14 protein-coding genes and 1 pseudogene are annotated in these 23086 nt (G+C 71.5%); 4 read left to right on the top strand and 11 right to left on the bottom strand.

Features of this window, described 5'->3' with window-relative positions; all coding sequences use genetic code 11:
- Positions 1 to 49: 49 nt before the first annotated feature.
- The 3 genes from IE142_RS14300 to IE142_RS14290 form a co-directional block, all read right to left on the bottom strand.
- Positions 50 to 6001, bottom strand: coding sequence for a type I polyketide synthase (locus IE142_RS14300; RefSeq protein ID WP_191886102.1), 5952 nt, complete (start codon positions 5999 to 6001; stop codon positions 50 to 52).
- Positions 6002 to 6046: 45 nt separating this feature from the next.
- A complete protein-coding gene (locus tag IE142_RS14295) occupies positions 6047 to 7630 on the bottom strand; it encodes a PfaD family polyunsaturated fatty acid/polyketide biosynthesis protein (RefSeq protein WP_191886101.1) in 1584 nt (527 codons plus the stop codon).
- 62 nt (positions 7631 to 7692) lie between these two features.
- Positions 7693 to 8826: an SDR family oxidoreductase gene (locus IE142_RS14290; protein ID WP_191886100.1), complete on the bottom strand. Its 1134-nt coding sequence runs from the start codon at positions 8824 to 8826 to the stop codon at positions 7693 to 7695.
- Between the two features lie 428 nt (positions 8827 to 9254).
- On the opposite strand from IE142_RS14290, the gene IE142_RS14285 reads away from it, so the two are divergent.
- Both IE142_RS14285 and IE142_RS39345 read left to right on the top strand, forming a co-directional pair.
- On the top strand, positions 9255 to 10496 hold the full coding sequence (locus IE142_RS14285; RefSeq protein ID WP_229830464.1) for a wax ester/triacylglycerol synthase domain-containing protein: 1242 nt from the start codon (positions 9255 to 9257) through the stop codon (positions 10494 to 10496).
- 245 nt (positions 10497 to 10741) lie between these two features.
- Positions 10742 to 10852 carry a DUF1737 domain-containing protein gene (locus IE142_RS39345; RefSeq protein ID WP_229830463.1) on the top strand — a complete coding sequence of 37 codons (111 nt, stop codon included), beginning with the start codon at positions 10742 to 10744 and terminating at the stop codon, positions 10850 to 10852.
- Here the strand turns inward: IE142_RS39345 and IE142_RS14275 are convergent.
- A complete protein-coding gene (locus IE142_RS14275; RefSeq protein WP_229830462.1) occupies positions 10815 to 11765 on the bottom strand; it encodes a LysR family transcriptional regulator in 951 nt (316 codons plus the stop codon). The two genes, IE142_RS39345 and IE142_RS14275, sit on opposite strands and share 38 nt — an antisense overlap.
- A gap of 133 nt (positions 11766 to 11898) precedes the next feature.
- Between IE142_RS14275 and IE142_RS14270 the strand changes: the two genes are divergently transcribed.
- Complete coding sequence (locus tag IE142_RS14270; protein ID WP_191886191.1) at positions 11899 to 12288, top strand: VOC family protein; 390 nt, start codon at positions 11899 to 11901, stop codon at positions 12286 to 12288.
- 342 nt (positions 12289 to 12630) lie between these two features.
- On the opposite strand, the gene IE142_RS14265 is transcribed toward IE142_RS14270, so the two are convergent.
- The 3 genes from IE142_RS14265 to IE142_RS14255 all read right to left on the bottom strand — a co-directional run bounded on the left by IE142_RS14265 (position 12631) and on the right by IE142_RS14255 (position 15726).
- A complete protein-coding gene (locus IE142_RS14265) occupies positions 12631 to 12981 on the bottom strand; it encodes a DUF1990 domain-containing protein (protein ID WP_191886097.1) in 351 nt (116 codons plus the stop codon).
- A 453-nt stretch (positions 12982 to 13434) separates the two neighbouring features.
- Entirely contained in the window at positions 13435 to 14085 is a 651-nt protein-coding gene (locus tag IE142_RS14260) for an NAD(P)-dependent oxidoreductase (RefSeq protein ID WP_191886096.1), read from the bottom strand.
- A gap of 993 nt (positions 14086 to 15078) precedes the next feature.
- Positions 15079 to 15726, bottom strand: a complete 648-nt coding sequence (locus IE142_RS14255; RefSeq protein WP_191886095.1) for a DsbA family protein — start codon at positions 15724 to 15726, stop codon at positions 15079 to 15081.
- Positions 15727 to 15862: 136 nt separating this feature from the next.
- On the opposite strand from IE142_RS14255, the gene IE142_RS14250 reads away from it, so the two are divergent.
- Positions 15863 to 16783: a helix-turn-helix domain-containing protein gene (locus IE142_RS14250; protein ID WP_191886094.1), complete on the top strand. Its 921-nt coding sequence runs from the start codon at positions 15863 to 15865 to the stop codon at positions 16781 to 16783.
- A gap of 816 nt (positions 16784 to 17599) precedes the next feature.
- Here IE142_RS14250 and IE142_RS14245 read toward each other — a convergent pair.
- The 4 genes and pseudogenes from IE142_RS14245 to IE142_RS36595 form a co-directional block, all read right to left on the bottom strand.
- Positions 17600 to 19000 (bottom strand): lanthionine synthetase C family protein, encoded by a 1401-nt coding sequence (locus IE142_RS14245; RefSeq protein WP_191886093.1) that lies wholly within the window; start codon positions 18998 to 19000, stop codon positions 17600 to 17602.
- Positions 18997 to 22125: a lantibiotic dehydratase gene (locus IE142_RS14240; protein ID WP_191886092.1), complete on the bottom strand. Its 3129-nt coding sequence runs from the start codon at positions 22123 to 22125 to the stop codon at positions 18997 to 18999. The genes IE142_RS14245 and IE142_RS14240 overlap by 4 nt, the downstream gene beginning before the upstream one ends.
- 85 nt (positions 22126 to 22210) lie before the next feature.
- Positions 22211 to 22372 (bottom strand): SCO0268 family class II lanthipeptide, encoded by a 162-nt coding sequence (lanA, locus tag IE142_RS14235; protein ID WP_063484126.1) that lies wholly within the window; start codon positions 22370 to 22372, stop codon positions 22211 to 22213.
- Positions 22373 to 22737: 365 nt separating this feature from the next.
- Positions 22738 to 23050 (bottom strand): annotated as a pseudogene (locus IE142_RS36595) (ADP-ribosylglycohydrolase family protein); the annotation flags it as partial.
- Between the last annotated feature and the right edge of the window lie 36 nt (positions 23051 to 23086).

Genomic DNA, 23086 nt, shown 5'->3' with positions numbered 1-23086 from the left:
TTCACGGGACACACGCATACAGAGGAACGGGGGCGCGATGCGCGGTCGTTCAGTCGGGACGGCGTACGAGCTCCACCCCGAGCAGTTCCACGCGAGGGACGCCGTCCGGGTCGAGGAGGGCCACGTCGCACCGTGCCCCGGTGTCGTGCGTCTTCCGGGCGCGCACCACGCACCTGAGGCTGTTCGCGGCGGGGCCGCGCCGGTGGATGCGGCACTCGGCGACGGCCATCGGCAGACACGCGCTCCCCAGGGCGTGGTCCGCCCACACCAGGGCCAGTTGCAGCGCGCCGTCCACGGCGGCCGGATCGGTCTGCCAGTGGGCGCCGCCCCAGCCCAGGCCGGCGACACCCGCGACCGTCGCTTCCGCCCCGTTGGAGCCGACACCCCGCAGGGTGCTCAGTGCCTGGAACCGCGGTCCGTGGAACAGGGCCCGTCCGTCGTAGGGGACGGGGCGCTCCGTGCTGTCCCCTTCCCCGGGGCCGGCCCACGGCTGCTGTTCCGAGGGTGCCTCGAAGTCCAGTACGGCGCGGAAGTGCGGCGCCCCGTCCACGTCCCGCAGTTCCGCCTGCAGACCCGTCGGGGGGCCGATGAGGCGGCGGTGTCCGTGCACGGTGAACCGGTGCCCCTCGTGCGCCAGCCTCGGCAGGGTGACCTTGTCGAGCACCCGCACGTCGCGCAGCACCGGCCCTCCGGACGTAGGGCGCCATGCTCGGGCGGCGCCCGTGAACCAGTCGAGGACCATGGCCAGGGGCAGCACCGGGTCCTCGGTAATGCGGTGGTCGGCCAGGTAGGGGTGCGTGACGGACGTGACGCGGATGTGAGCCGTGGGCGGGTCGCCGGCACCGTCCGACGGCGCGTCCTCGTCACCGGCTACCAGGATGATCCGGCCGTCAGGGGCCGGAGCGCCGAGTTCGGCGGTGAAGGCGGCGGCACCCCGCTCCAGGGGGATCAGCTCGACGCCCGACCGGCCGAAGCGCTCGGCCAGTGCCGGGGTCACCATCCCGCCGCGCCAGGGCCCCCAGGCGATCGAGCGCACCCGGCAGTCCGGCCGGCGGGCCCGCTCGGCCGACGCCACGTGGTCGAGCACGGCGTTGGCCATGGCGTAGTCGCACTGTCCCGCGTTGCCGTAGACCCCGGCCACCGAGGAGAACAGGCAGATCGTCTCGACCGGGTCGTCGGCTGTCGCCGCGAGGAGTGCCCGCAGGCCGTCGGTCTTGGTGGACATCACCCGGTCGAACTGCCCGTCCGTCTTGTCGGGAATCCGCTTGTCGGCCAGTACTCCGGCGCCGTGCACGATCCCGGTGACAGGACCCCACGTCTCGCGCACCTCGCGCAGCGCGGCCGCGAGGGCCTCACCGTCCCTGACGTCCACCGGCAGGTACCGGACCGGGGAGCCGGCCTTCTCCAGTTCGGTGAGTGTCGCCCGTACCTCGCGCGCGGCCAGGATCTCCTTCGCCCGCGCGCTGATCTCGGCGGGGCCGGTGCCTTCGGCTCGCTGCTCGCCGAGCAGCCGCACGAGTGCGGCTTCGTCGGTGGCCGCGGACGCCCCTGCGGGCTCCGCCACCAGTTCCGTGCGGCCCAGCAGAGCGATGCGCGGCCGGTGGGTCCGGGCCAGGTCGGTCAGGGCTGCCGCGGTGACCCCGCGCGCTCCCCCGGTGGCCACGATCACCGACTTCGGGCCGATCTCCGTCGGGGCCGGGCACGGTTCCGACGGTGCCTCGACGGCGCACGGTACGAGCCGGGTTCCGTCCGCGCGCAGGCCGGCCTCCGGTGCCGGTCCGCCCACGAGCAGTTCCGCCACGATCGCCTCGGCGACGGCCTCGGCGTCCCGGCCGCCGCGCTCGCAGTCGATCGCCTTGACGGAGGCGTCCGGCCACTCCTGTGCCGCGGTCCTGGTCAGGGCGGCGAGGCCGCCGAGCCACGCGCGGTCGGGTTCCCTGCCGTCCAGCCCGAAGTCGCCCCCCGTGTCCTGGACGGTGACGAACGCCCCACCGGCGGTCTCCATGCGCGGCGCGACCGTGCGTGCCGTGCGGAATGCCTCGCGCAGGATCTCTCCGGCCTCCTCCGGCGATCCGATGTCGGCCAGCCCGCCGAGGTACACGACGGCGCCCGCTCCGTCGGGCACACGTGTCGCGGCCTCGGCCCGTACTCCGCGGTCGGTGAGTTTCCCGGCCACCAGGGCGGCGGTCTCGGAAGGACCGCCGACCACGGACACCGGGCCGTCACCGAGGCCGGCCATCGCCAGTCCCGGCGCGGGCGCGTTCACCGTTCGCAGGGCCAGGCGCCTCAGTTCCACCGGTTCCGGTTGTCGGCTCGCGACGGCGGTTTCGGGCTGGTCGGCGGATGGTGCGGTGGTGGGAGCGGCCGCCTCCGACAGGGCGTCCACGATCTCGCGCAGGGTGCTGAGTCTGCCGAGCGCGGCGGCATCCCCGGTCGGCAGGTCACCCACCCGTTGCCGGACGACGGAGAGGATCTCCACACGCTTGATGGAGTCGACGCCGAGGTCCGCGTCGAGCGCCATGTCCGCGTTGAGCATGGACACCGGGTATCCGGTGCGCTCGGCCACCACCGAGAGCAGCAGTTCCTCGAACCGGGCCGGGTCCGCGGCCGACGGCGCGTCGGCGTGGAGCGGGGCCGGTGAGGGCTCGGGTGTGCGGGCGGGTGGTACGACGGAGGCCCCGGCAGGGGCGAGGAGTTGCGGCAACGGGTCGGGAGTCCGCGGCGTCGCGCCGGGGGCCGCGTCGGGCGCCCGGCCGACGGGAGCGGAGGTCGGGACCACGGTGTGCGGCACCGCCGCGAGATCGGTGGACACGGGGGCAGTGGGCAGGGCGGGCACGTCCTCCCGCGGGGGCGCGCCCAGCAGGGTGGCCAGGGTCGTCTCGGTCATCCGCAGGAACGCCATGTGGCTGTCGGCCAGCATGCGGTGGCAGGCCGCGTGGGCCTCCGCCGCGTTCCTCTGCACGCTCTCGACCATGGCCAGCCAGTGCGGGTCTGCCGGAAGAGCGGGGTCGAACGGCTCGGGCGGGGACGGTGCGGCCGGTACGGGTTCCGCGCCGGGTACGGGTTCGCGGGCCGGAGCGGATTCGCCGGTCGGCTCCAGCGGCGGGGCAGGCGCGAGCGTCGCGGCCGGGGCGGGCGACGGTGGGGTCCGAGGCGGATTCGGTGGGGGCAGTTCGGTCGCCCCGCCCTCCGGGGGATACGGCTGACCGTAGTTGGTACCGTTGATCTGCACGGTCATGCGCGGTTCGCGCTCCTTCACTGCTGTTTCTGACGGTCCGTACGGCGTCCAGAGGAAGCCGTAGTCCAACTGCGCACCGTGCGCCGCGAGTCTGCCGAGCGCGCCGTGCAGGGTGGTGACCGCGTCCTGTCCCCGGCGGTCCAGGGCGACTGCGGCGTACTCGCGGTCACCGAGGACTCGTCCGACCAGGCCGGTCAGCGCGGCCCCGGCGCCGACCTCGACGAACGTCCGCACACCCGCGGCGTACATCGCCTCGATCTGCTCGGCGAACAGCACGGGCGAGACCAGGTGTGCGGCGACCCTGCGGCGTACGTCGTCGGGGTCCCCCGGGTACGGTGCCGCGTCCGCGTTGCCGTACACGTCGACCACGGGTGCCGTGAGTGTCATGTCGCGCAGGAACGCGGACAGTGGCTCGGCCGCCGAGGCGACCAGCGGGGTGTGGAAGGCGTGTGAGGTCTCCAGCCGGCTTGCGGTGATACCCCTCGCGAGGAACTCCCGCTCGGCTGTCTCGATCGCCCCGCTCTCGCCGGACACCACGACCTGGTCCGGCGCGTTGTGGTTCGCCGGCCACACGTTGTTCACTCCGGCTTCGGCGAGGACGGCCGTCACCCGCTCGCGGCTCGCGGCCACGGCCAGCATCGCCCCCGCGCCGTCGGCCGCGGCGCGCATCAGCTCGCCCCGTCTGCGCGCGAGCGCGACCAGGGAATCGGCGTCCAGTGCTCCCGCGGCGTGCAGGGCCACCAGTTCGCCGAAGCTGTGGCCGCCCACGCAGTCGGGCCGCAGCCCGAGGCCGCGCACCACCTCCAGGAGGGCCAGGCTGTGCACGGCGAGCGCCGGCTGGGCCCACTCGGTGGCGTTCAGCAGCGCGGCCTGCGCCTCCCGCTCCGCGTCGCCGAAGCCTGGAGGCGGGAACACCACCGCGTGCAGGGCGCGGTCCTCGAACCGGCGGTCCGCCAGGCGGTCCCAGACGGCCTGGGCGGCGGGGGCGAACATGGCGAGGCCCGCGCCCATGCCGACGTACTGGGCCCCCTGCCCCGGGAAGAGGAACGCCACCTTCCCGACGGCGGGCGCTCCGACGCCGTAGTGCACCCCGCCGGGAAGGGAGAACGCGTCGTGCGGGCGCTGCCGAATCGCTGCTGCGGCCTGCGAGAACCTGTCGTGCAGGTCGTCGGTGTCGGTCGCCAGGACGGCCAGGCGCACCTCGTCGGCGGGCCGGAACCCGGCCTGGCTCTCCCGCGCGATCTCGGCGAGGGGGCGGTCCCGGTCGACGGTCCGCTCCAGCAGGGCGGCCGGCGAGGAGGCACTGAACAGCACCAGTTCCGTGGGCGCGCACCGGCTGCGCCACGCCCGACGGCCGGGCCCTGCCGACGGCACGTACTCCTCCAGGGTGACGTGGAAGTTGCTGCCTCCGAAGCCGAAGCTCGACACAGAGGCCCGGCGCGGATGACCGGGCGGCCGTACCCACGGGCGTGCCTCGGTGTTGACGTAGAACGGGCTGTCCCTCTTCCGCAGCACGGAGGCGGGCCGCTCGACCTTGATGGTCGGCGGCAGGACTTGGTGGTGCAGGGCCATGACCGTCTTGAGCAGCCCGGCTGCGCCCGCGGCGCACTTGGTGTGACCGATCTGGGACTTCAACGAGCCGATCGCGCACCACTGCCGGTCCCCACGCCCGCTCTCCTCGAACACCGTCCGCAGCGCGACGAGTTCGGCGGCGTCCCCGGCCTTGGTGCCGGTGCCGTGTGCCTCGACGAGTTCCACGGTGCCCGGGTCGTAGCCCGCCTGCTCGTACGCGCGTCGCAGCGCCCGTGCCTGCCCCTCGGGCAGGGGTGCGTAGATCGCCGTTCCCTTGCCGTCGGAGGAGCTGCCGATCCCCCGGATCACGGCGTGGATCCGGTCGCCGTCCCGTTCGGCGTCGGACAGCCGCTTGAGGGCGTACATCACGACGGCCTCACCGAGCATCGTGCCGTCGGCCTCGTCGGAGAAGGGCCGGCAGTCCCCGGTGGGTGACAGCGCGGGTGTCTTCGAGAAGCACATGAACATGCCGATGTCGTTCAGGGTGTCGACACCACCGCTGATGACCAGGTCGGCACGGCCCAGGGAGAGTTCCGCGACCGCCGTCGACAGGGCGGCGAACGAACTTGCGCACGCGGCGTCGGTGGTGTGGTTGGTGCCGTGCAGGTCGAACCTGTTGGCGATGCGTCCCGCGACGACGTTGCCGAGGAGCCCGGGAAACGTCGACTCCTGCCAGGGCGTGTAGTGCTCCTGGATGGCATCGCACACGGACTGGGCCTCGGCCTCGGGGACCCCTTGCTCCCGCAGGGCCTTCAGCCACACGGGGCGTTGGGTCCGCCCCTGCATGTGGCTCAGCAGCTCCAGCGAAGCCGCGCCGAGGATGACACCGACCCGGTCGCGGTCCACACCCGACAGCCCGCCGGCGTCGGCGAGGACCTGGTCGGCCACCATGAGGGCGAGCAGCTGGCTGGTGTCGGTGGCGGGAAGCGTGGCGGGTGGGATGCCGTAGGCCAGTGGGTCGAAGCCGACCTCGGGCAGGAACGCCCCCCGGCGCGCGTAGGTCTTGTCCGGCACGGTGGGGTCGGGATCGTAGTGGTCCTCGACGAGCCAGCGCGACGGCGGCACGCCGGTGATCAGGTCCCGGCCCGAGAACACCGTCCGCCAGAACTCCGTGGGGTCGGTCGAGCCCGGGGCCAGGGCCCCGATGCCCACCACGGCGACGGGAACCTGTGGAGGGTGAGTTTCGGACACGGGCTCCCTTTCGTCGGGGGGTCGTCTTCCGGGTGGGGAGCGCGGTCACGCGAGCCTGCGCGGCGTGTACGCGAAGGCAGAGGCCGGGACCGGGACGCCGTAGGTGCGCAGTTGGTGGGCCCGAGTGAGAACGGCGGCGCCTTCGAGGAGGTTGAGCGCGATCTGTACCACGGTGCGGTTCTGCCGCTCGGCGAGGAAGCCTCCGGCGGTCCACCGGTTGAACGCTCCCATCGCCGGGCCGCACCAGATCTGGTAGTCGGTGCGTCGGCCGGCGTCCCCGTCGATGGCCCACCGGCTGGAGTTGCCCAGGTACCAGCGGAAGACCAGTGCCATCCGGTGCTTGGGATCGCTCTGCGCCCGAGTGATCTGCGCGGGGTCGCGTGCCGCCCAGAACCGTTCGGCCCGTTCCCACACCTCGTCGACGGAGGCCCCCAGGACGTCCCGCTCCAGTTTCGCCCGCAGTGGGGCGGGGATGTCCTCCAAGGACGAGTGCGCCCGGTAGGCGGCGTAGAGCTGGGAGGCTTTGGGGGCGAACATGGTGCCCCGGCGCAGCACCTGGAGCGTGACACCCGTCTCGAACATGTCCGCCGCCGGCGCCATGGCCACGTCGGCGACGTCCGCCTGGGCGAGCAGGGCCTTGGCGTCGTCCGAGATGCCCGCCTCCGTGGCCGTCTGGTTCACCGACCCCGTCACCACGTAGGCCGCCCCGAGCGCGAACGCCGCCGCCACCGCGGCGGGCGTCCCGAGCCCTCCCGCGGCCCCGACGCCGACCTGGCGCCGGTAACCGAAACGGCGGGTGATGTCGTCGCGCAGCATCAGCACGCGGGGCAGCAGGGAGCCCAGCGGCCGGCCGTCGGTGTGGCCACCGCTGTCGGCCTCCACCGTGATGTCCTCGGCCACCGGTACCTGCCGGGCCAGTTCGGCCTCCTCGGCACTCAGCTCGCCGCCCTCCACGAGTCGGCGCAGGAGGTCGGGCGGCGCGGGTGACAGGAACTTCTCGGCCACCTCGGGCCGGGACACCTTGGCGAGGACCCGCGTGGGACGCACGATCCCCCCGTCGCCGTCCCGGCGCAGTCCGCGGACCGCGCACAGTACCGCGGCCGGCGTGAGGTCCAGGTAGGCCGAGAGCGACACACACGGCACCCCGTGGTGGAGCAGCAGCTTCGCGGCCCGGTGTTCGAGTTCCGGTTCGGCCGGCGAGTGGATGAGGTTGACGCCCCAGTTGGTCCTGCCCCGGAGCCGGTCGGCCAGTTCGCGCACGGCCCGTTCGACCTCCGGCAGCCCGAGGCCCGCCGCTCCGAAGAAGCCGAGCATGTCGGCCCGGGCCATCGCGGTGACCATGCGCGTCGTCGCGATGCCGTTCGCCATCTCACCCGCCACGTAGGGGAAGCGGACGCCGTGGGCCTCGCAGAAGGTGCGCCCGCCGAGCCACTCCGGATACAGCGGCGGCAGCGTGCCGACGACGTCGCCGGCCGTCCTCGGTCCGAAAGCCAGGCCGAGGTTCCGGCGGGTGCTGTCGGTGACGATGTGCACCTGCTCCCGGATCCGCCGGGTACCGGCGGTGATCGCTTCGGGTGAGAAGATCGGCGGATGCGCGTCGGTGCGGCCGGACAGGGCGGGAGCGGACAAGGGCGGGCTCCAATGGGAGGCGTGCGTACGGAGGGACGGTCGAGGGAGAGGCCCGGTCGGCCTCAGTGCCGCGCCCGTCCCGGCGCCACCGCTGGATGTGCCGGGCGCGTCGGGCGGAGACCGGACAACAGGTAGTCGGCGTCCACCCGGGTGACGGACCGGGGAGCTCCGAGGGCGGTGCGTACCCGGGTGTCGTCGTAACGGCGGAGGTGGCTCAGGTAGGGCGTGATGCCCGGGTAGAAGTCCATGGAGGCCTCGAGGGCGGACACGTCGTCGGGTCGCCTCTCGACCAGTCGGGTCCGCAACGGCGCGAGCCGCTCCATGAGTTCGGTGACCGCGGCCACCGGAACATCGTGTTCGTGGACGACGTGGTAGGTGTCGACCCGGCCGGACGGTTCCCGGTCCGCCAGGCGCACCATCACCCTCGCCGCGTCCTCGACGGGCATCATGTTGAGGTGGCCGTAGCGTCGGCCGACCAGCCGGACGACGGGCAGGTCGGGCCGCGCGCGGCGTGTGTCGGCGAGACCGGTGGCGCGCAGCGCGTCCCACACCAACTGGTCCATGACCTGCATCGGGTGTCGGGGCAGTTCGGGGTGCGGTGGCACGTCCGTGACCAGGATGCTCGGCCGCAGGACGACGGCGGACCTGCGGTGTGTCCGCGACCATGCGTGCACCAGGCTCTCGGCCTCGTACTTGGACCGCTCGTAGGCGTTCTCGAAGCCGTGGGTGTCGTCGAGTTCGTCCTCGTAGACGACTCCCTCACGTCGCGCTCCGGCCACGAAGGCGGTGCTGACGTGGTAGATCACCGGTCGGCGGCGTCCGGCGGCGGCCAACTCCAGAACGGCCCTGGTGCCTTCGACGTTCACGCGGCGCAGCGAGGCGAGGTCACCCTCCAGGTTGATGGAGCCGGCACTGTGCCAGATCGCGTCGAAGGCGTCGGCCAGTTCCCCGTACCGCGCCGGGGGCAGTCCCATGCGCGGTCGGCTCAGGTCAGTGGGTACTACCCGTACCCGGGTGGGAAGTTCCGGGAGCAGCCGTTCGGGCGCTCCGGTCACCTCGAAGAACCGCCTGATGCGACCGAGGGCGTCTCCCGAGGCCCCATGGGTGAGCAGGGTCAGCGATCCGTGCCGTTCCAGAAGGCACCGCAGCAGACGGAGTCCGAGGAATCCGGTGGCCCCGGTGAGGGCGATGTTCACGACGATGGCTCCCCGGGGCCGCACCACGGGAAGGCAGGCGGAAGCAGTCGCTGCCGCGCCACCGACTCACCCATCCCCATCCCCGGCCTCCCTCTCGGATACTCCGACACACATCGAGGACAGTGCCAGCCGGTGGGTGCCTCAGGGGTCCTTTCCGCTCGCGCTCATCCTCGAAGGCATCGCGCCGACACGAAGGTTGACGAACGGGCGCGCGAATGCCTAGTCCGGCCGCGTGAAGGGTCTCCGGAGTCCGCGACCGCAAAGGGAGGGCCGCTTACCTTGTGCTTCCGACCCGAATGTCGGCCGTTCGAGCGATCCCCCGCTTCGGCCCGCTCCGTCCGTCGCTCAGCTCTGGCCCTCCTCGATGCCGACCGCTTCGCGGCCCACTGGACCGCCCCGACCCGAAGACGGTGACCATGTCCGCCCACGTGCGTACTCACCCGATCGACCGCGCGTACCTCAGACTGGAGGAGGCCCATCCCGGTGCCCGCTGGGACACCGGGGGTATCGCGTATCTCAGTGGCCGGCCGCCGAGTCTGAAGGATTTCCGCGCCTACGTCGGCATGCACCTGCCGAGACTGCCCATGCTCACGCACCGGTTGGAACGGACCGCACGACCTCCCGTGTGGCGCCCGGACGAGACCTTCACTCTTGAGCGCCATGTCCATGAAGTAGTGGCGGCCGGACCCGACGCACCGCCGTCCCCCCTGGAGACGGCTCTCAGCGCCCCACTGCCCCGCGACGCGCCCTGGGGACTGTGGCTGGTGCACGGCGAGGCGCCCGACGAGTACGCCGTGTGTTACCGGTTCGAGCACGTGTGCCAGGACGGGATCGCTGCCGCCCTCGCCTTCCGTACCCTGCTCGGTACCGGTGAGTCCGCCGTCCGGCCGCTGCCCGGCCCGCGTGGTCACGGGGAGAACTTGCGCAGGACGGTCAGGGCGCTGGGATTCGCGGCCAAGTTCGCCTTCGACGTCTGTCCCCGTCCGGGCCGGCGGCCCTCGGCGGCCTTCGTTCCCAGTGGAGAGCGGAGACTGCTGCGGGCCCGGGTGCCCGTCGAGATGCTGCGGAGGATCGGTACGGCACGTGGGGTGTCGGCGAACGACGTTCATCTCACGGCACTGGCGGGAGCCATGGGCAGGTGGTCGGCAGACGCCGGCATCCCTCTGCCTCGTGTGTCGGCGCTGCTTCCCGTGGACGCACGTCGGCACGACGAGGAGCAGACGTGGGGGAACCGCACCTTCGCCGTCCCGGTGCGGCTCCCCCTGACCGAGACCTCGCCGTCGCGACGGCTCGAACTCGTCGCGGAGGCGACTCCCGCGGTGAAGCGGAGGCCGCGACGGCAGGCCATCCACGACCTGGTCCGATACATGCCCGCCCGCCCCACGGCCTGGTACATGCGGCAGATCACCTCACCGAGCGTCACCGCGATGATGACCACCTCCGTGCCGCTCGCCGAGGGCGGGGCGCTGGGCGCCACCAACGTCACGGGCGCCGCCCTGCTCCCGTTGCTCCTGCCGGGCCACCTCTGCGGCGTGGGACTGGCCTTCTTCGGAAACTGGGCCGAGGTCTCCTTCACGGTCGACCACGCGCTGCCTCACGGCGAGAGGTTGCCCGGCCTGTGGACGGACGCTGTGGAGGAACTCGAGCAGGGCCTCACATCGACGGCATGATGCCCTACGCGGGGAGGGCAACGGCAGCTCGAGTGGGTGGTGCGACGGACCAGCTTGCCTCCTGGCCGAGGGAGCCACCACCACCGTCGCGATCACCGGCACGCCCGTACCGGCCGTCCACGCGCTGGGGGTACTCATGGGGACCCGGGGCCCGAATGCGATCCTTCACCCATGAGCACACCGCCTGATGGGTTGCCCGTCTACCGAGTCTTGACCAGCCGGACGACGCCGCGTTCTGCCACCGGGTGAGCGAGGCGTTGGGCCTTGGCTACCAGCTGCGTGAAGGCCCCGCCGTCACCTTCAACGGGGAGAACGTCATCATCGCCCAGGCGCTGGTCTGGCCGGCGCGGTCGTAGCGGACGTCGCTCCAAGCTCGTCAGGGGCGCCGTGGGCTGTTGTCCGCGCCGGAACGTCCAGCAGCGCGAGGAACGCCGCGGCCGCGGGGGACGGGGTGAACCGGCTCCAGACGAGGCGCTCGACCCGTACCGGACCGTCGCGGACCGGAACGCACCGCAGGCCGTGCAGTCCGGCAGCGAACACCGCGGGCAGCAGCGCGACGCCGAGGCCCAGGCGGATCAGCCGGGCCATGAGGTCGACGCCGGCCTCGAAGGCGACCTCGCGCCGCAGTCCGGCCGCGGCGAACGCGTCGTCGGACTGGGCGCGGGCGGCACTGCCGGCCGCGAAGTCCACGAACACCTCCTCGGCCAGGCGGGGCAGGCCCACCTCCCGCTCCCCGGCCAGGGGGTGGTCCGGCGCGACCACGGCGACGTGCTCGCCGTACGCGAGCTGCCGGTCGTTGACGCCCTGCGGCCGGAATCCGGGCTGCACCCCGAGGAACGCGGCGTCCAGCGCGCCGTCGCGCACCTGCTCGATGAGGCGTTCGCTGGCGGCGGTCCGCAGGCTGATCCGCACCTGCGGATAGCGCCGACGGTAGTCCCGCAGCACCGTCGGAAGGTCGACGGCCGCCACCGTGGGGATCGTCCCGACGGTCAGCCGGCCCTGGATCTCGCCCGTGGCGGCCGCCACCTCCGCCCGCGCCCGCTCGGCCGCCTCCAGGGCCTGGCGGGCGGCGGGCAGGAACGCCTCCCCGGCGACGGTCAGCCGCACCCGGCGGCTGGTGCGCTCGAAGAGCCTCGCGCCCAGGTCCTTCTCCAGCCGGGCCACCTGGTGGCTGAGCGCGGACTGGACGACGTGGCACCGCTCCGCGGCGCGGGTGAAGCTCGCGGTTTCCGCCACCGCGACGACGTACCGCATCTGCTGAAGATCCACCGATCCATCGTGGAACACGATGGATCGCATGACAAGCATGTGTTGGACCGATCGATGGTGGCTCGGCGATGCTGAACTCACCGACGAGAAGCCACCCCGGCGCCGCAGGCGCCCCGTACCCACGGAGTCCCACATGCGCGTGACCGCCTTCGACCACCTGGTCCTGAACGTCGCCGACATCGAGCGCTCGCTCGCCTTCTACACCGGCCCGTTGGGCCTCGAGCCCGTGCGGGTGGAGGAGTGGCGGGCCGGGAAGGCCCCCTTCCCGTCGGTGCGGGTCAGCCCCACCACGATCATCGACCTCATCACGGGCACCGACGACCGGCCGGCGGGCACCAACGTCGACCACATCTGCCTGGTGGTCGAGCCGCTCGACTGGCAGGAGGTCGTCGACTCCGGCGTCTTCACAGTGGTGGACGGCCCGGGCAAGCGCTTCGGCGCGCGGGGCACCGCGCTCTCCCTCTACGTGCGGGACCCGGACGGCAACACGATCGAGCTGCGCTGGTACCCGCAGGACGCGTAGCCAGTGGTGCTTCGTCAGGCGGCTCTTCCGATGTCCGGGGAGAAAACGTCCGCAGGTGGGTGCACGCGCCGGTCCGGCACCTCAGCAGGACTGAAGAGTGAAGAGCCACCTGGGGCGCAGGCGACTGCTGGGCTCTCCTCAAGCGGACGGTGAAGTCGTCCCACCTTGAGGCCGGTTTCGCCGACCACAGGGGTCGACCATGCCGTCCGCGCCCCGCACGGGGGCTGGGACCTGGCTGTCGCCGTCGCCCTCAGCGACGAACCGGCGAGCGGGCCGGTGAAGGCCACCGAACGCGGCATTTCCGGCCTGCGCACCGACCGGCTGAGTCCCCTGGGCACTTGTTCAGTCGAGGGGCCCTGCCAGAGCCTTCAGATAGGACTCGCGGAATCTTCCTCTCAGCAGGAGAACGATTGGGTAGGCAAGACGCCACAAGCCCTTTCCGGGACCGCTGAGCGAACGCAAGATGAACCACACAGAGTCGTCCGCCGAGCGTTCGACGATGAATGCCGCCTCCCCGCCCACGGGATGGCCGGCCAGCGTACCGAAGGCGAAACCCTTGCGGTTCGGTTCATCGAGGACGTAGACGACGCGGATGGGCATCTTCATCAGCAGTGGGCCCACTTGACGGCGCAGCTGCACCGTCAGGCCTGGTAGCACGCGTGGACACGCTGCGTCGAGAATCTTCTGGTGCACGGGTTCCTCCGTGGCGCTCTGTGGCTGGTCGAGCGGGAGGATCGAGTAGCCTGCCCGGCGCTGGATGCCCCAGGAGAGTTTCCTTCCATGCGTACTCCCAGCGGACCTGGCCGCTTCCGATTGGTGCGCGGTCCTCGCTGATCGGATGTCGGCGTGGCCGGGCACCCGTGTGGTCTTCGGGTCCGGTGGCGCCCACCGGCGTGTAGTTGAACGGCGATGCTTGGAAGGGCTTGTGCCGCATTGTCTCACTTTCCGGCGGAGTGATCATTTGCGCCCAGTCGATCCGAGGGCGTTCAGCAGGCCCGCAGAGCAGGTCGCGAGGTCGTCCCGATGGCGGTGTGGGCTCCGTGCGGGCTCATGGGTCGTCGGCTTCTTCTTGTGCCGTGACTTTCCGGTGATCGCCGGGGCGGAGCAGGGGGTGTCACCTGCTCCGCCCCGGCGGAGCGCGAAGGTTCAGTAGGCTACGGCGAACCGCTGCTGCTGATGCTGCGGGTGCTCGATCTCATCGAGCATCGCCACGGCGTAGTCCTCCACCGAGATGGTGCTGTTCCCGGCCTCGTCGGTGAGGAGTTCCTCCGCGGCGGTGCGGTAGGTACCGGTGCGCTCACCCGGCTCGATCTGAGCGGCGGGGCTGACGTTGGTCCAGCCCAGGTCCGTGACGGTGCGGTAGTAGTCCAGTGCGTCACCGTGGGCGCGCATGATCTGCAGCAGGCCCTCGGGCAGGCCCGGGGTGTCCCACACCTGCTGACCGTCCGGCGTGCGCAGCGAGCCAGCGCCGCCGACCGTGACCAGCCGCGGAGCGCGCTCCCCGAGGGCACGCAGGCCTTCGACGAGAGCACGGGCCGCCGGTTCGATCGTGGCCAGGTGGCCTGGCCCGTCCCCGCCGCCGACCGCACTGACCACCACGTCCTGCCCTTCGGCGGCGGCGGTGACCGAAGCCGAGTCCAGGACGTCTCCGGTGATGACATTCAGGCGGGGATCGGAGTGGGTGAGCTTGGCCGGGTCCCGGACCACGGCGGTGACCGTGTGGCCGCGCTCCAGGGCCTCTTCAACGATGCGGGAGCCGATGGTGCCGGTGGCTCCGAAAACCGCGATGTTGACCATGGTTATGTCCTTTCGGAATGACTGTCGATGTGATTGCTGAGGGATTTCAGGTGGTGGCGGCTGCCAGCTAAGCGTCGAGGGTTGCGGTGAGGGCCTCGGCACTGCAAAGAGGTCCACCCAGACGACGGACGCCCGCTTGGCCGTGCGGCAGCACGGTCGGGTATCGACTGACTCCCAGGCGCCGCAGAGCGCGGAGGTCCTCCGCCTCCGTCCGGTCACAGAACGGAGGTCACGCCAGTGACGGACCGTTTCTGTGATCGCCCTTCCAAGGTATGTGCGGGCTGGTTCCTGCTCAAGGTACGGGGGTGACTCGCCATGGTGAAAAAAGGACACGCTGATGTCTTGGAGGGTCAGCGCCTCGCCGAGGCCGGAGAGGTCGTCGCCCATCTGTGGGTTGTACTGGGCGTAGCGGCCGTTGTCGAAGTAGTCGGTCGGCTCGCTGACGTCGCCCTCGACGAGCACCTGCCGAACAAATCGCTGGACCAGTGCGTCACTGGCTGCGCCCTTTCCGAGCCGGGCGACCTCGGTCGGGCCCATCGGTCGTGGTGCGCCCCGAGACGGTGGTGGTCGGTAGGGCTGCAGTGCGTCCCAGCGCTCGACGATCTTGCCGTCCGTGAGGCGCCAGAGCTTGAACGCCACCAGGTCGGGTGCAGCCTGGCTGCGGTACACGCCGTGGGGTGGCAACCAGGTCGCCCTGGGGGGGGTGCGGGCCGGCTCATGAAGGACGCCGTCGGGCTGGGTCCCGACGGAGCCCCGCAGGCCTTCTGTGCCGGCTGCGATGCGGGTGTTGTGTTGGGTCAGGCCGGAGGCTAAGTAAGTGGGGATCGCCTCGAGGCGCGGCCGGTGAGGGCTGCGTCGACGACGGTCTTGTTCGCAGTGGTAGTGCTCATGGCCGTTCTCTTCTCCCGAGGAAGCGGATCCCGCTCCGCCTCGGTGTGACCGGATGTGGCCGGGTGGTGGATGGCAGTGGGGGTCGGCAGCCGCGGCGCGGGCTCACTCGGAGCGCGAGAGGTGCTGGTCGAGTGCGGCAGTGAGTGCGGCAGCGCTGGAAACAGGTCCGCCGAGCTGTTGGAGGCCGGCGGAGGTGCGGAGCAGCAGGGTCGGGTAGTGGTCCACGTCGAGCTGGCGGAGCTCACGCATGTCTCGTTCGGCCTCCACACGGACCGCCGGGTCGGTGAGTGCGTCATTGACAGCGCCGGGGTCGATGGCGTGGGCCTCGGCGATGTCGCGGTAGACCTCGGGGTCGGAGAGGCTCCGGCCGTCGATGTACCAGGCGCGTTGCATCGCTCCAGCGAGTTCCAGGGCCGCTGCGGGCCGCTGCCGGCGAAGGGCGACCAGGCCGGTGGCGGCGTCGGTGGAATCCATCACCAGCGTGCCCTCGGCCAGGACCCGTTCGTAGGCGGCTCCGAACTCGACACCGGTGAGCTCGCTGATCCGCTTGTTGGCCCCCGGAATGTGCGGGAAGGCACCGATCGGCTGTGCGCGGTTGCCCGAGAAGAGCCCGCCGGACAGCACCTGGAGGGTCACCCGGTCTGCGTTGTCGGTTGCGAACGCCCGAACGGCCGGCCCGAAGCCGTAGCACCAGCCACAGTAGGCGTCGAAGGCGTAGGTGAGCTGTAGGCGGTTGATAACGGTCTCCATGCAGGTCGCGTCGGACTGGTGGGAAGTTGCCGGGTCACAGGGGTCGGCCCCCGGGACATCGGCAGTACGGCTGTTCCGGACACTCACTACGGTAGGAAGCGGCAGCGGCCGTCACGAGGTTGCGAAGGGACTACAGATGGTGGAAAAGGGACGTAGTGAGGTACTGAGGGTGCCCTACGTCCCCGCAGTGGGTGGCGAGCTCCTGGAAGTGGTCACCTTCGGGGACCTGAGGCGACGCATGGCAAGGCTAGGCGTCGGCCGGCGCACCGAACGCCCCGAGTTTCACTTGCTGCTGCACGTGAGCAGCGGGGGCATGCTGCATACCGTCGACTTCCGCGAGTACGCGGTGAGCGCGGGGTCGTGGTTGTGGGTGCGCCCCGGGCAGGTGCAACGCTTCGGCGACCTCAGTGGCGTCGACGGAAGCCTGGTCCTCTTTCGCGACGAGGCCCTCGACCGCTCCTCGGTTTCCGTGACCGGTATGGGCGACCCCTTCGGTCGCACGCTGTGGACGCCCGACACTGACAGTTCGACGGCAGCCGCGCGGGCGCTCGACCACCTGTATGCCGAGTTCGAGTCGCTGCCCCGGGACAGCGCCGTGCGTCGTCCCGTGCTGCAGCACCTCTTGGCGGCGCTCCTGCTTCGACTCACCGACCCCGGCGGACAGGTCGGTACCGCGGCGACCTCGGAGCACTCGGAGCCGTTCCTGGCCTTTCGCAGGCGGGTCGAGGCGAGCTTCGCCCACCACCGCGACGTCGGCTACTACGCCCGGGAGCTCGGATACTCGCCGCGGACTCTGCGCAGGGCGACGATCGCCGCCGCCGGCATGGGCGCGAAGGAGTTCATCGACCGACGAGTGGTGCTCGAGGCCAAGCGGCTGCTCACCCACGAGGACCAGCCGGTGGAGCAGATCGCCTCACGTCTCGGCTTTCCGGACACGAGCAACTTCGTGAAGTACTTCGCCCACCGGACCAGCACCACGCCGGCCGCCTTCCGCGCCCGGTCCCGAGGACGGGATTCCGCGCCAGGTGCACAAGGGCGGGACGATGGCACGCCTTGACGCAGCGGTCCCGCCCACGCACGTGCCTGGGCGGGACCGGTAGCTGTCGGCGACCACCGACCGCATGGTCAGGAGTCGGCGGTCTGCGGGTTGTGAACGGGCAGCTCGGGCTTGTCCCACCACTCGAGGTGGGAGCCGTCGTAGTTCTTCGCGCTGGTGTAACCCAGCAGCTCGCGCAGGACGAACCAGCTGTGGCTGCTGCGCTCGCCGATGCGGCAGTAGGCAATGCGGGCTGGGACAGGGCTGGTACGCCAGGCAAGACGGTACTTCAGCGTGTTGTCCCGATGCCCTGCCGCCTCGTCTGCCGGGACTTCGGCGACCGCGGGCTGTCAGTGAGTTTCGTGAGAGGCGCAGTGCTTCCGTCCGGCCCGCCCGGTGGCCCGTGTGATCGCTTCATGGCGCATGTCTTGGAAGGCACTGGTACCCAGAGTCGTACCTCAAGGCCCATCGAGCCGACCGCTGACGAACGGGCTACGCCGCAGAACCACGCACTTGCACCTCGAACGGCCAGCGCTACCAGGAACGCGAGACCATGTTGTAGGCCGCGACGGTTGCGACCGCTTCGACTGTCTTGGCTTCACCGAACAGGCGCTTCAGGTCTTCCACGACATCGGCATCGACAGCCGGCCGCCGGAGAGCGGGCAGCACACGTCTTGACAGGTCTTGTCGCGCTTACCGGCTCCAGCAAAACCGGTCCAACTATGTGGCTGTTACCAAGTTCGCGCTTGGCAATCGGAGGTTGACGCGAGTCTCCTTCGCGATCACCGTGGTCTTCTCACTCAGACCCGACAACCGAACGGAAAGTCGGTCGGTCCCTCAAGCCAGCAACAGCGGCATGTCCCAGTCGGCCGGTGTGCCGTCCATCGCGTACGAGTCCAGGGCGAGGGCGACGCCGGCGGCACCGTCGAGGTAGCCGGAGACATCGGAGCCGAACGGCACCTTCGTCATCGTGAACCGCAGTCCGAAAGGCAGTGCCGGGTCGAAGGCGGAGACGAGTTCCGCGGCGATGGCGTCCTGCAGTTCGGCCAGCCGAGGATCCTGCCACAGTTGGTCGAGTCGGCCGAGCTGGTGCAGGGCGCCGGCCCAACCATGGCACAGCGCGTGGTCGTCGATGCCCCAGGCCGACCGGGGAAGGACCAGCAGCCGGTCCACCGAGGCTCGGGCCAGGTCCGAGAAGTCCGTCCGATCGAGCGCCCGTCCGGCCAGCTGCAGGGCGCGGGAGACTCCGGGAGCCCCGTAGCACCAGGCCGGCCACTTCGCGTCTCCGTCGTAGGCGGCAGGACCCCGTTGCCACTGGGCGAAGGAAAGGTAGCCGGGCCAGAACAGGCCGTACCGGTCCTCCACCGCCCAGGTCCGCAGAAGTTCGGCCGTCGCCTCCATGGCCTCCTGCTGCCCCGGCACCCGCACGCCTTGTTCCCAGGCCAGGGCCAGCAGGGCGAGCGGCCCGGCGACACCGTGCGAGAGGCCCAGGTTGAGGTGGCCGCCGGGAAACGCCGCCTCGGAGCCGATCCGGGGCGCGTCCAGGGCCCACCAGCGCGGCACGTCTGCGCCTCGGTGCTCCACGGTGCCCAGCGACAGGCGTACGAGGTAGTCGAGCACCGCCGTCAGCGGTTCTTCACAGCTCTCCGCCCGGGCCAGTAGATAGCGACCGACACCGGTCAGCCCACGGACCACCTCGTAGCGCCCGATGGTGGGCAGTGGCCGGTCCTCGACGGGCGGCAGGACGGTCCGTACGAGATCGCGCTGGTAGGCATCGAAGCGATGGAGCGCGGAGACGTAGCCTCCGGTGGTGCGGTGAGCGAGCAGTACGGCGAACGCCAGGGCCCCGGGCCCCTTGAAGATTCCGCCCGCGGTGCCGGCCCGGCCCGAGACGGCGCGGGTTCCCGCGGTGAGCCACGCATGGGCGCGCGGCACCTGTCGCGCCGCGTCCCGGGCGGCTCCCGTGAACGCGAGCGCGAGCCCAGGGCTGCCGCTGCCGAGGGTGAGCTCGGCCCAGATCGGCTCGGCGACCCCGTCGTCCGCGGCCTGGGCCGGGATCCGCGTGGCCGCCATCGTGGCGGCGGGGTCGGCTAGCCGGTCCAGGATCTCGGCGGAGACGGCGGAGGCACGCTCCCGCAGGTCCTGGGCGGACCAGCCGGCGAGGCGCTCGCGCGTCCCGCCCTCGGTGGCCTCGCTCATCGTGTGCTCCCGTGTTCCGCCCTCGGTGGCCCCGCTCATCGTCCGCTCCTGCTCCCGTGCCGCCGTCGGCCGACGTGAGTCCGCACCGCGCCCCGCAGGACCGCGTACCCGCGGGCCTCGGCGGCCCGGTCGATGCCGAACAGACGGTTGTGCCGCATGTGCAGCAGTGACAGCAGGGCCTCGTCTCGGTCGGCCTCCGGAGCGGACAGGATCAGCCGCCCGTACGCGCGCGGCTCGGGCGACTCGGACCACAGCGTGCCGAGGGACGGTGCCCCGAGTGCCGCCGCAGCCGATGACACCGCGTTCCCCGGCCTGATCAGTCGGTCGGCGAGGCCGCGGTGCCGCTGGTATTCATCGTGCTCGGCGGTCTTCGTGAACATCCGGTCGACCCAGCCGCACCAGTCCCAGTCGCCGAGGGACTCCAGGAGTACCGCGTGCCCGAGGCCGGCGAGCACGGCGACGGGGAGTGCCCGCGCGACGCCCCGCAGAGCGCGCACCTGGACGAGCGCCGACAGACTGTCCGTGCGGAAGAAGCGCTCGGCCGCTTCCTGCAGCGCCTCGCCTCCGTACCGGTCGCTCTCGGGCCGGTACACGTCGAGGGTCATCGTGCGCAGGGCCCCGCTCTCGACGAGGGTCCTGGACACACGGCTGATCGCGGGCAGGACCCGGCCGTTCAGCGCCCCGGGATCGCCGTGGAAACGCAGCCGCAGATGCGGCTCGGGGTCCTGGTAGCGCAGGAAGAACCAGCGGTCGACCTCGTCCTCGACCTCGGCGACAAGGGCCGGAAGGTGTTCGGCGAGCAGGGCTTCGTGAGCCGACGGTTCCGCGTACCACTTGGCGAACAGCCAGTCCTCGCCCGGCAGGTGGAACCGGGCGGGGACAGGCCGGACCGGTGGCGCGGTCCGCGCCGGCTCGGCGCCCTCCGGTGCCGTACGCCCGGCGGGCCGCCGCGACCCCGCGAGGGGCACCACGATCTCCGTGCTGTGCCCGCCGTTCCAGCCGAGCCCCGTACCGTCGGCCGTCACGTCCTCGTAGAGGACGAACTGAGGACGGGCGGCGGTCAGTTCGGCGCGCAGCAGGTCCCTGTCCCAGCGGTCGCGCAGGTCGACGGGGTACATCTGGTCGTTGCGCGCGATCTGCAGCCGGTCCGGTACGGCAAGGCGCCGGCGCCAGGCGTCGAGGCCCTGCTCCCACGCCTCGGCGCCCCGCGCCCGGGCCGCGTCGCGCAGCCGACGGCCCGGCAGCCAGCGCTTGGGCATCGCCACCACTCGCCCGAACCGGACGCGCGGCAGATACGGCAGGGCGTCGTGCCCGGCCCAGTCCCAGCCCGACCACACGCGGGGACGCGCCGTCGCGAAATCCATGAGGAACCGGGCCACCGGCGGCGCCTGTGTGTCCAGGGTCAGCATGTGCGGCAGCACCGGGCGGACCGGACGGCCGTTCTCCGGGTGCAGCAGCCGCAGCCCGTCGGATCCGGTGGCGACGAGCAGCGAGCGCCAGTCCAGGCAGCGGGGGTCGTCCCGGTCGTCGGGCACGCCGACGGGAATGCGGTACGGCAGCAGCCGGGGCACCTGGACGATGTTGAGGCCGCGCGGCTCGTGGGGCATCAATTCGAGCTGGGCCGCGATCACCGCGTCGCCGGGGGTGTCGGCGGCCAGCCGGGCGAGTTCACCGGTGAGGCCGACCGTCGCCGCGAACCGGCCCGCGGTGGCGCCCGCCGTCCAGGCTCCGATGTGCGGGCTGCCGAGCAGCCGGAAGTCGCCGCGGTCCAGTGCGGCGGTGCTCTCGGAAAGCACCTGGAAGCAGAGTTCGAGACTGTGGGGCGGCGCGGCGGCGGGATCGTGCCCGGCGACTTCGGCGAGACGCCGTACGACGTCGTCGGTCAGCACCAGGTCACCGCCGGACAAAACGGCCTCCTGGAGCAGTTCGCCGATCATCGCGCGCCTGGAACCGTCCGCCTCGTCGCCGGGGCCGCTGCGTGCGTACGCGGGCTCCGCGCGGTACTCGGGGGGCAGGCCGAGTCCGCGGTGCGGGTCGACCAGTTCGCCCAACGGCACGGCGCAGGCGGTGCCGTAGCGCTCGATGAAGCGCTCGCGGTAGTCCCGCATGTAGGCCAGCGTCGTCCACTCCGGTGTGATCGCCCAGATCGCGGCCGCGTACCGGCACACCTCCTGGCCGACCGCCTCAGGCACAACGAACTCGCCGGGTATGTGCAGGTCCACGTGCAAAGGTGGCCGGGCGTGCGTGTCGCTGTCGGTGCCGGGAACGTCCAGCCGTCGGACTGCCTCCAGGAGCTGCTGCCAGGAGTCGCGGCCCTGCCCCGGGAGGTCCGCCTGATGCCGTGCACAGGCCGCCCGGATTTCCCGCAGCGCCTGCGCGTCGTCGGGAAGTGCCGCGTCCAGGACCGCCTCGACGCCGTCGAGCAGCGCGGCGTCGATGCGGTGCGGGGTGACCGAGGTGAGCAGGAAGCCGTGCTGCAGGAGTCCGGCGAGCTGACGGTCGAGCCGTTCGGTGTCCAGCGCCGGGAAGCGCTCCGTCAGCCAGACGAGCAGATCGGCATACGGCACGAGGGTCCGCGCCCGCTCGCGCACGGCGCTGACCAGTGCGTTGTCACGCACCGACTGTTCCTGACCGCCGGTGCGCAGGTACAGCCGACCGTCCCGCAGGAAGCACAGGTCATTGAGTACGACGTCCACGCGCCGGCGGACGGAGGGTTCGGCTAGCCAGGCCAGTACCCGGCGGCGCAGCCACGCCCCGTCGAGCCGGACCGCGACCTCACCGGTGCCTGGCTCCGCCTTGGCCGCGGAACCGAACCGGGCGGTAGCGACACCCGCGAACAGGCCGAACGGCGTCGGGCGTGCCCCGGCGCGGCGGGCGTACCGCGTCAGGGTTCGCGCGGCGCTCAAGGTCCGCTTGCGGCCGAGCGCGGTCGCGCCTTCGTCGCTGGTCAGGCCGGCCAGGCTGTGGGCCAGTGAGCCGCTGGCCACCCGGACCGCCTGGCCCAGCAGAGGATCGGATGCGAGCTCCCGCGCCCCGGAAACCGGCTCGGCGGCGTCGACCGTGGCCAGAGCGGTGCCGCGCGGCCGGCTCGCCATACGAACGAGTACCGGCTCCCGTACCTCGAAGGCTGCGGATGCTCGGTGGGGTTCGGGCTCCGGCGCCACGTATGTCCTCCTCGCCGTCGTACGGAAGAGCGGGACGGACCCGGGCCCGCCCCGCTCGGAAGAGCCCCGAGGGGGTCTCAGTCCGTCAGCAACAGATGGGGCAGCGCGTGCCGATCGCATAGCTGCTCGGCGAGGTGAAGGTGCCCTGGCCGAACGACTCGGCCTGCTCCGGGAGGTCGGAGACGCGCAGATCCAGGTCGAGGTCGAGCTCGGGGGCTTCGTGGGACAGAACGATCTCGGTACGCATGCTTCTCCCTTGGGTGATGGGGTGCACGGACGCGATTTCAGGGCCCCGGTTGAGGCCCGGACATGCGCTACCTTTGCTCACGCCACTGACGGTCGGTAGACGAATTCGAGCCATTGATCAAGGGGGCGGCCGCTGCCGGGTTCGGGGTGCGGGAGACGGCTCCCTCACATGATGTAGGAGGCAGCACCGCCCTGAACCGCCCGGGCGCCGCGCACACCTGCCCAGGTCGGGGGTGTGAGTCAGCCAGTCGTTGATCTTTGCGATCAGTGCTTCCGCTACGTGACTTCTTGGACGCGCGCACAGAAGTCGGTCGGTCACGGCCGACGCGGTCGGTCACGGCCGACGCGAAGGTCGAAGCGATGGAGGGTCAGGACGTCCTCGGTCTGCAGGCCGATGTCCTTCGGTTCTGATGCTGTCCACCGCTGGAAGCGGGCGAAGATGTCCACCAGAACCAGTCAGCCCCGCTCCAGCAGCGACTCCGCGACCAGGATGGCCATCTGCGAGTCGTCGGTCGCCTCGCCGGGGTCCCAGCCACCGCCTCCGCACATCTCGCCACCGGCACCAGACGCGGAAAGCCGGGCGGATAATGCCACCTGGGGCCCGCTCGAAGGGGCCACCCAGCGCGTCACCCTCCGCTGAGCCGACGACCGCACCGGCGGCCCGCTGAATTCGCTTCACCGGCGTAGGTTGTCCGCACCGCGCAGACGGTCACGG

This window comes from Streptomyces mutabilis (genome assembly GCF_014649815.1).
In the GTDB taxonomy this organism is placed as follows: Bacteria; Actinomycetota; Actinomycetes; order Streptomycetales; family Streptomycetaceae; genus Streptomyces; species Streptomyces mutabilis.
The sequence above is the reverse complement of the archived record's forward strand: the minus strand, read 5'-3'. Positions and strand labels throughout refer to the sequence as shown.

Bases quoted from the DNA above. Each gene is read 5' to 3' on its own strand.
- IE142_RS14270 (WP_191886191.1), top strand. From the start codon at position 11,899: ATGCGCGTGACCGCCTTCGACCACCTGGTCCTGAACGTCGCCGACATC.
- IE142_RS14260 (WP_191886096.1), bottom strand. From the start codon at position 14,085: ATGGTCAACATCGCGGTTTTCGGAGCCACCGGCACCATCGGCTCCCGC.
- IE142_RS14255 (WP_191886095.1), bottom strand. From the start codon at position 15,726: ATGGAGACCGTTATCAACCGCCTACAGCTCACCTACGCCTTCGACGCC.
- IE142_RS14250 (WP_191886094.1), top strand. From the start codon at position 15,863: ATGGTGGAAAAGGGACGTAGTGAGGTACTGAGGGTGCCCTACGTCCCC.
- IE142_RS14245 (WP_191886093.1), bottom strand. From the start codon at position 19,000: ATGAGCGGGGCCACCGAGGGCGGAACACGGGAGCACACGATGAGCGAG.
- lanA (WP_063484126.1), bottom strand. From the start codon at position 22,372: ATGCGTACCGAGATCGTTCTGTCCCACGAAGCCCCCGAGCTCGACCTC.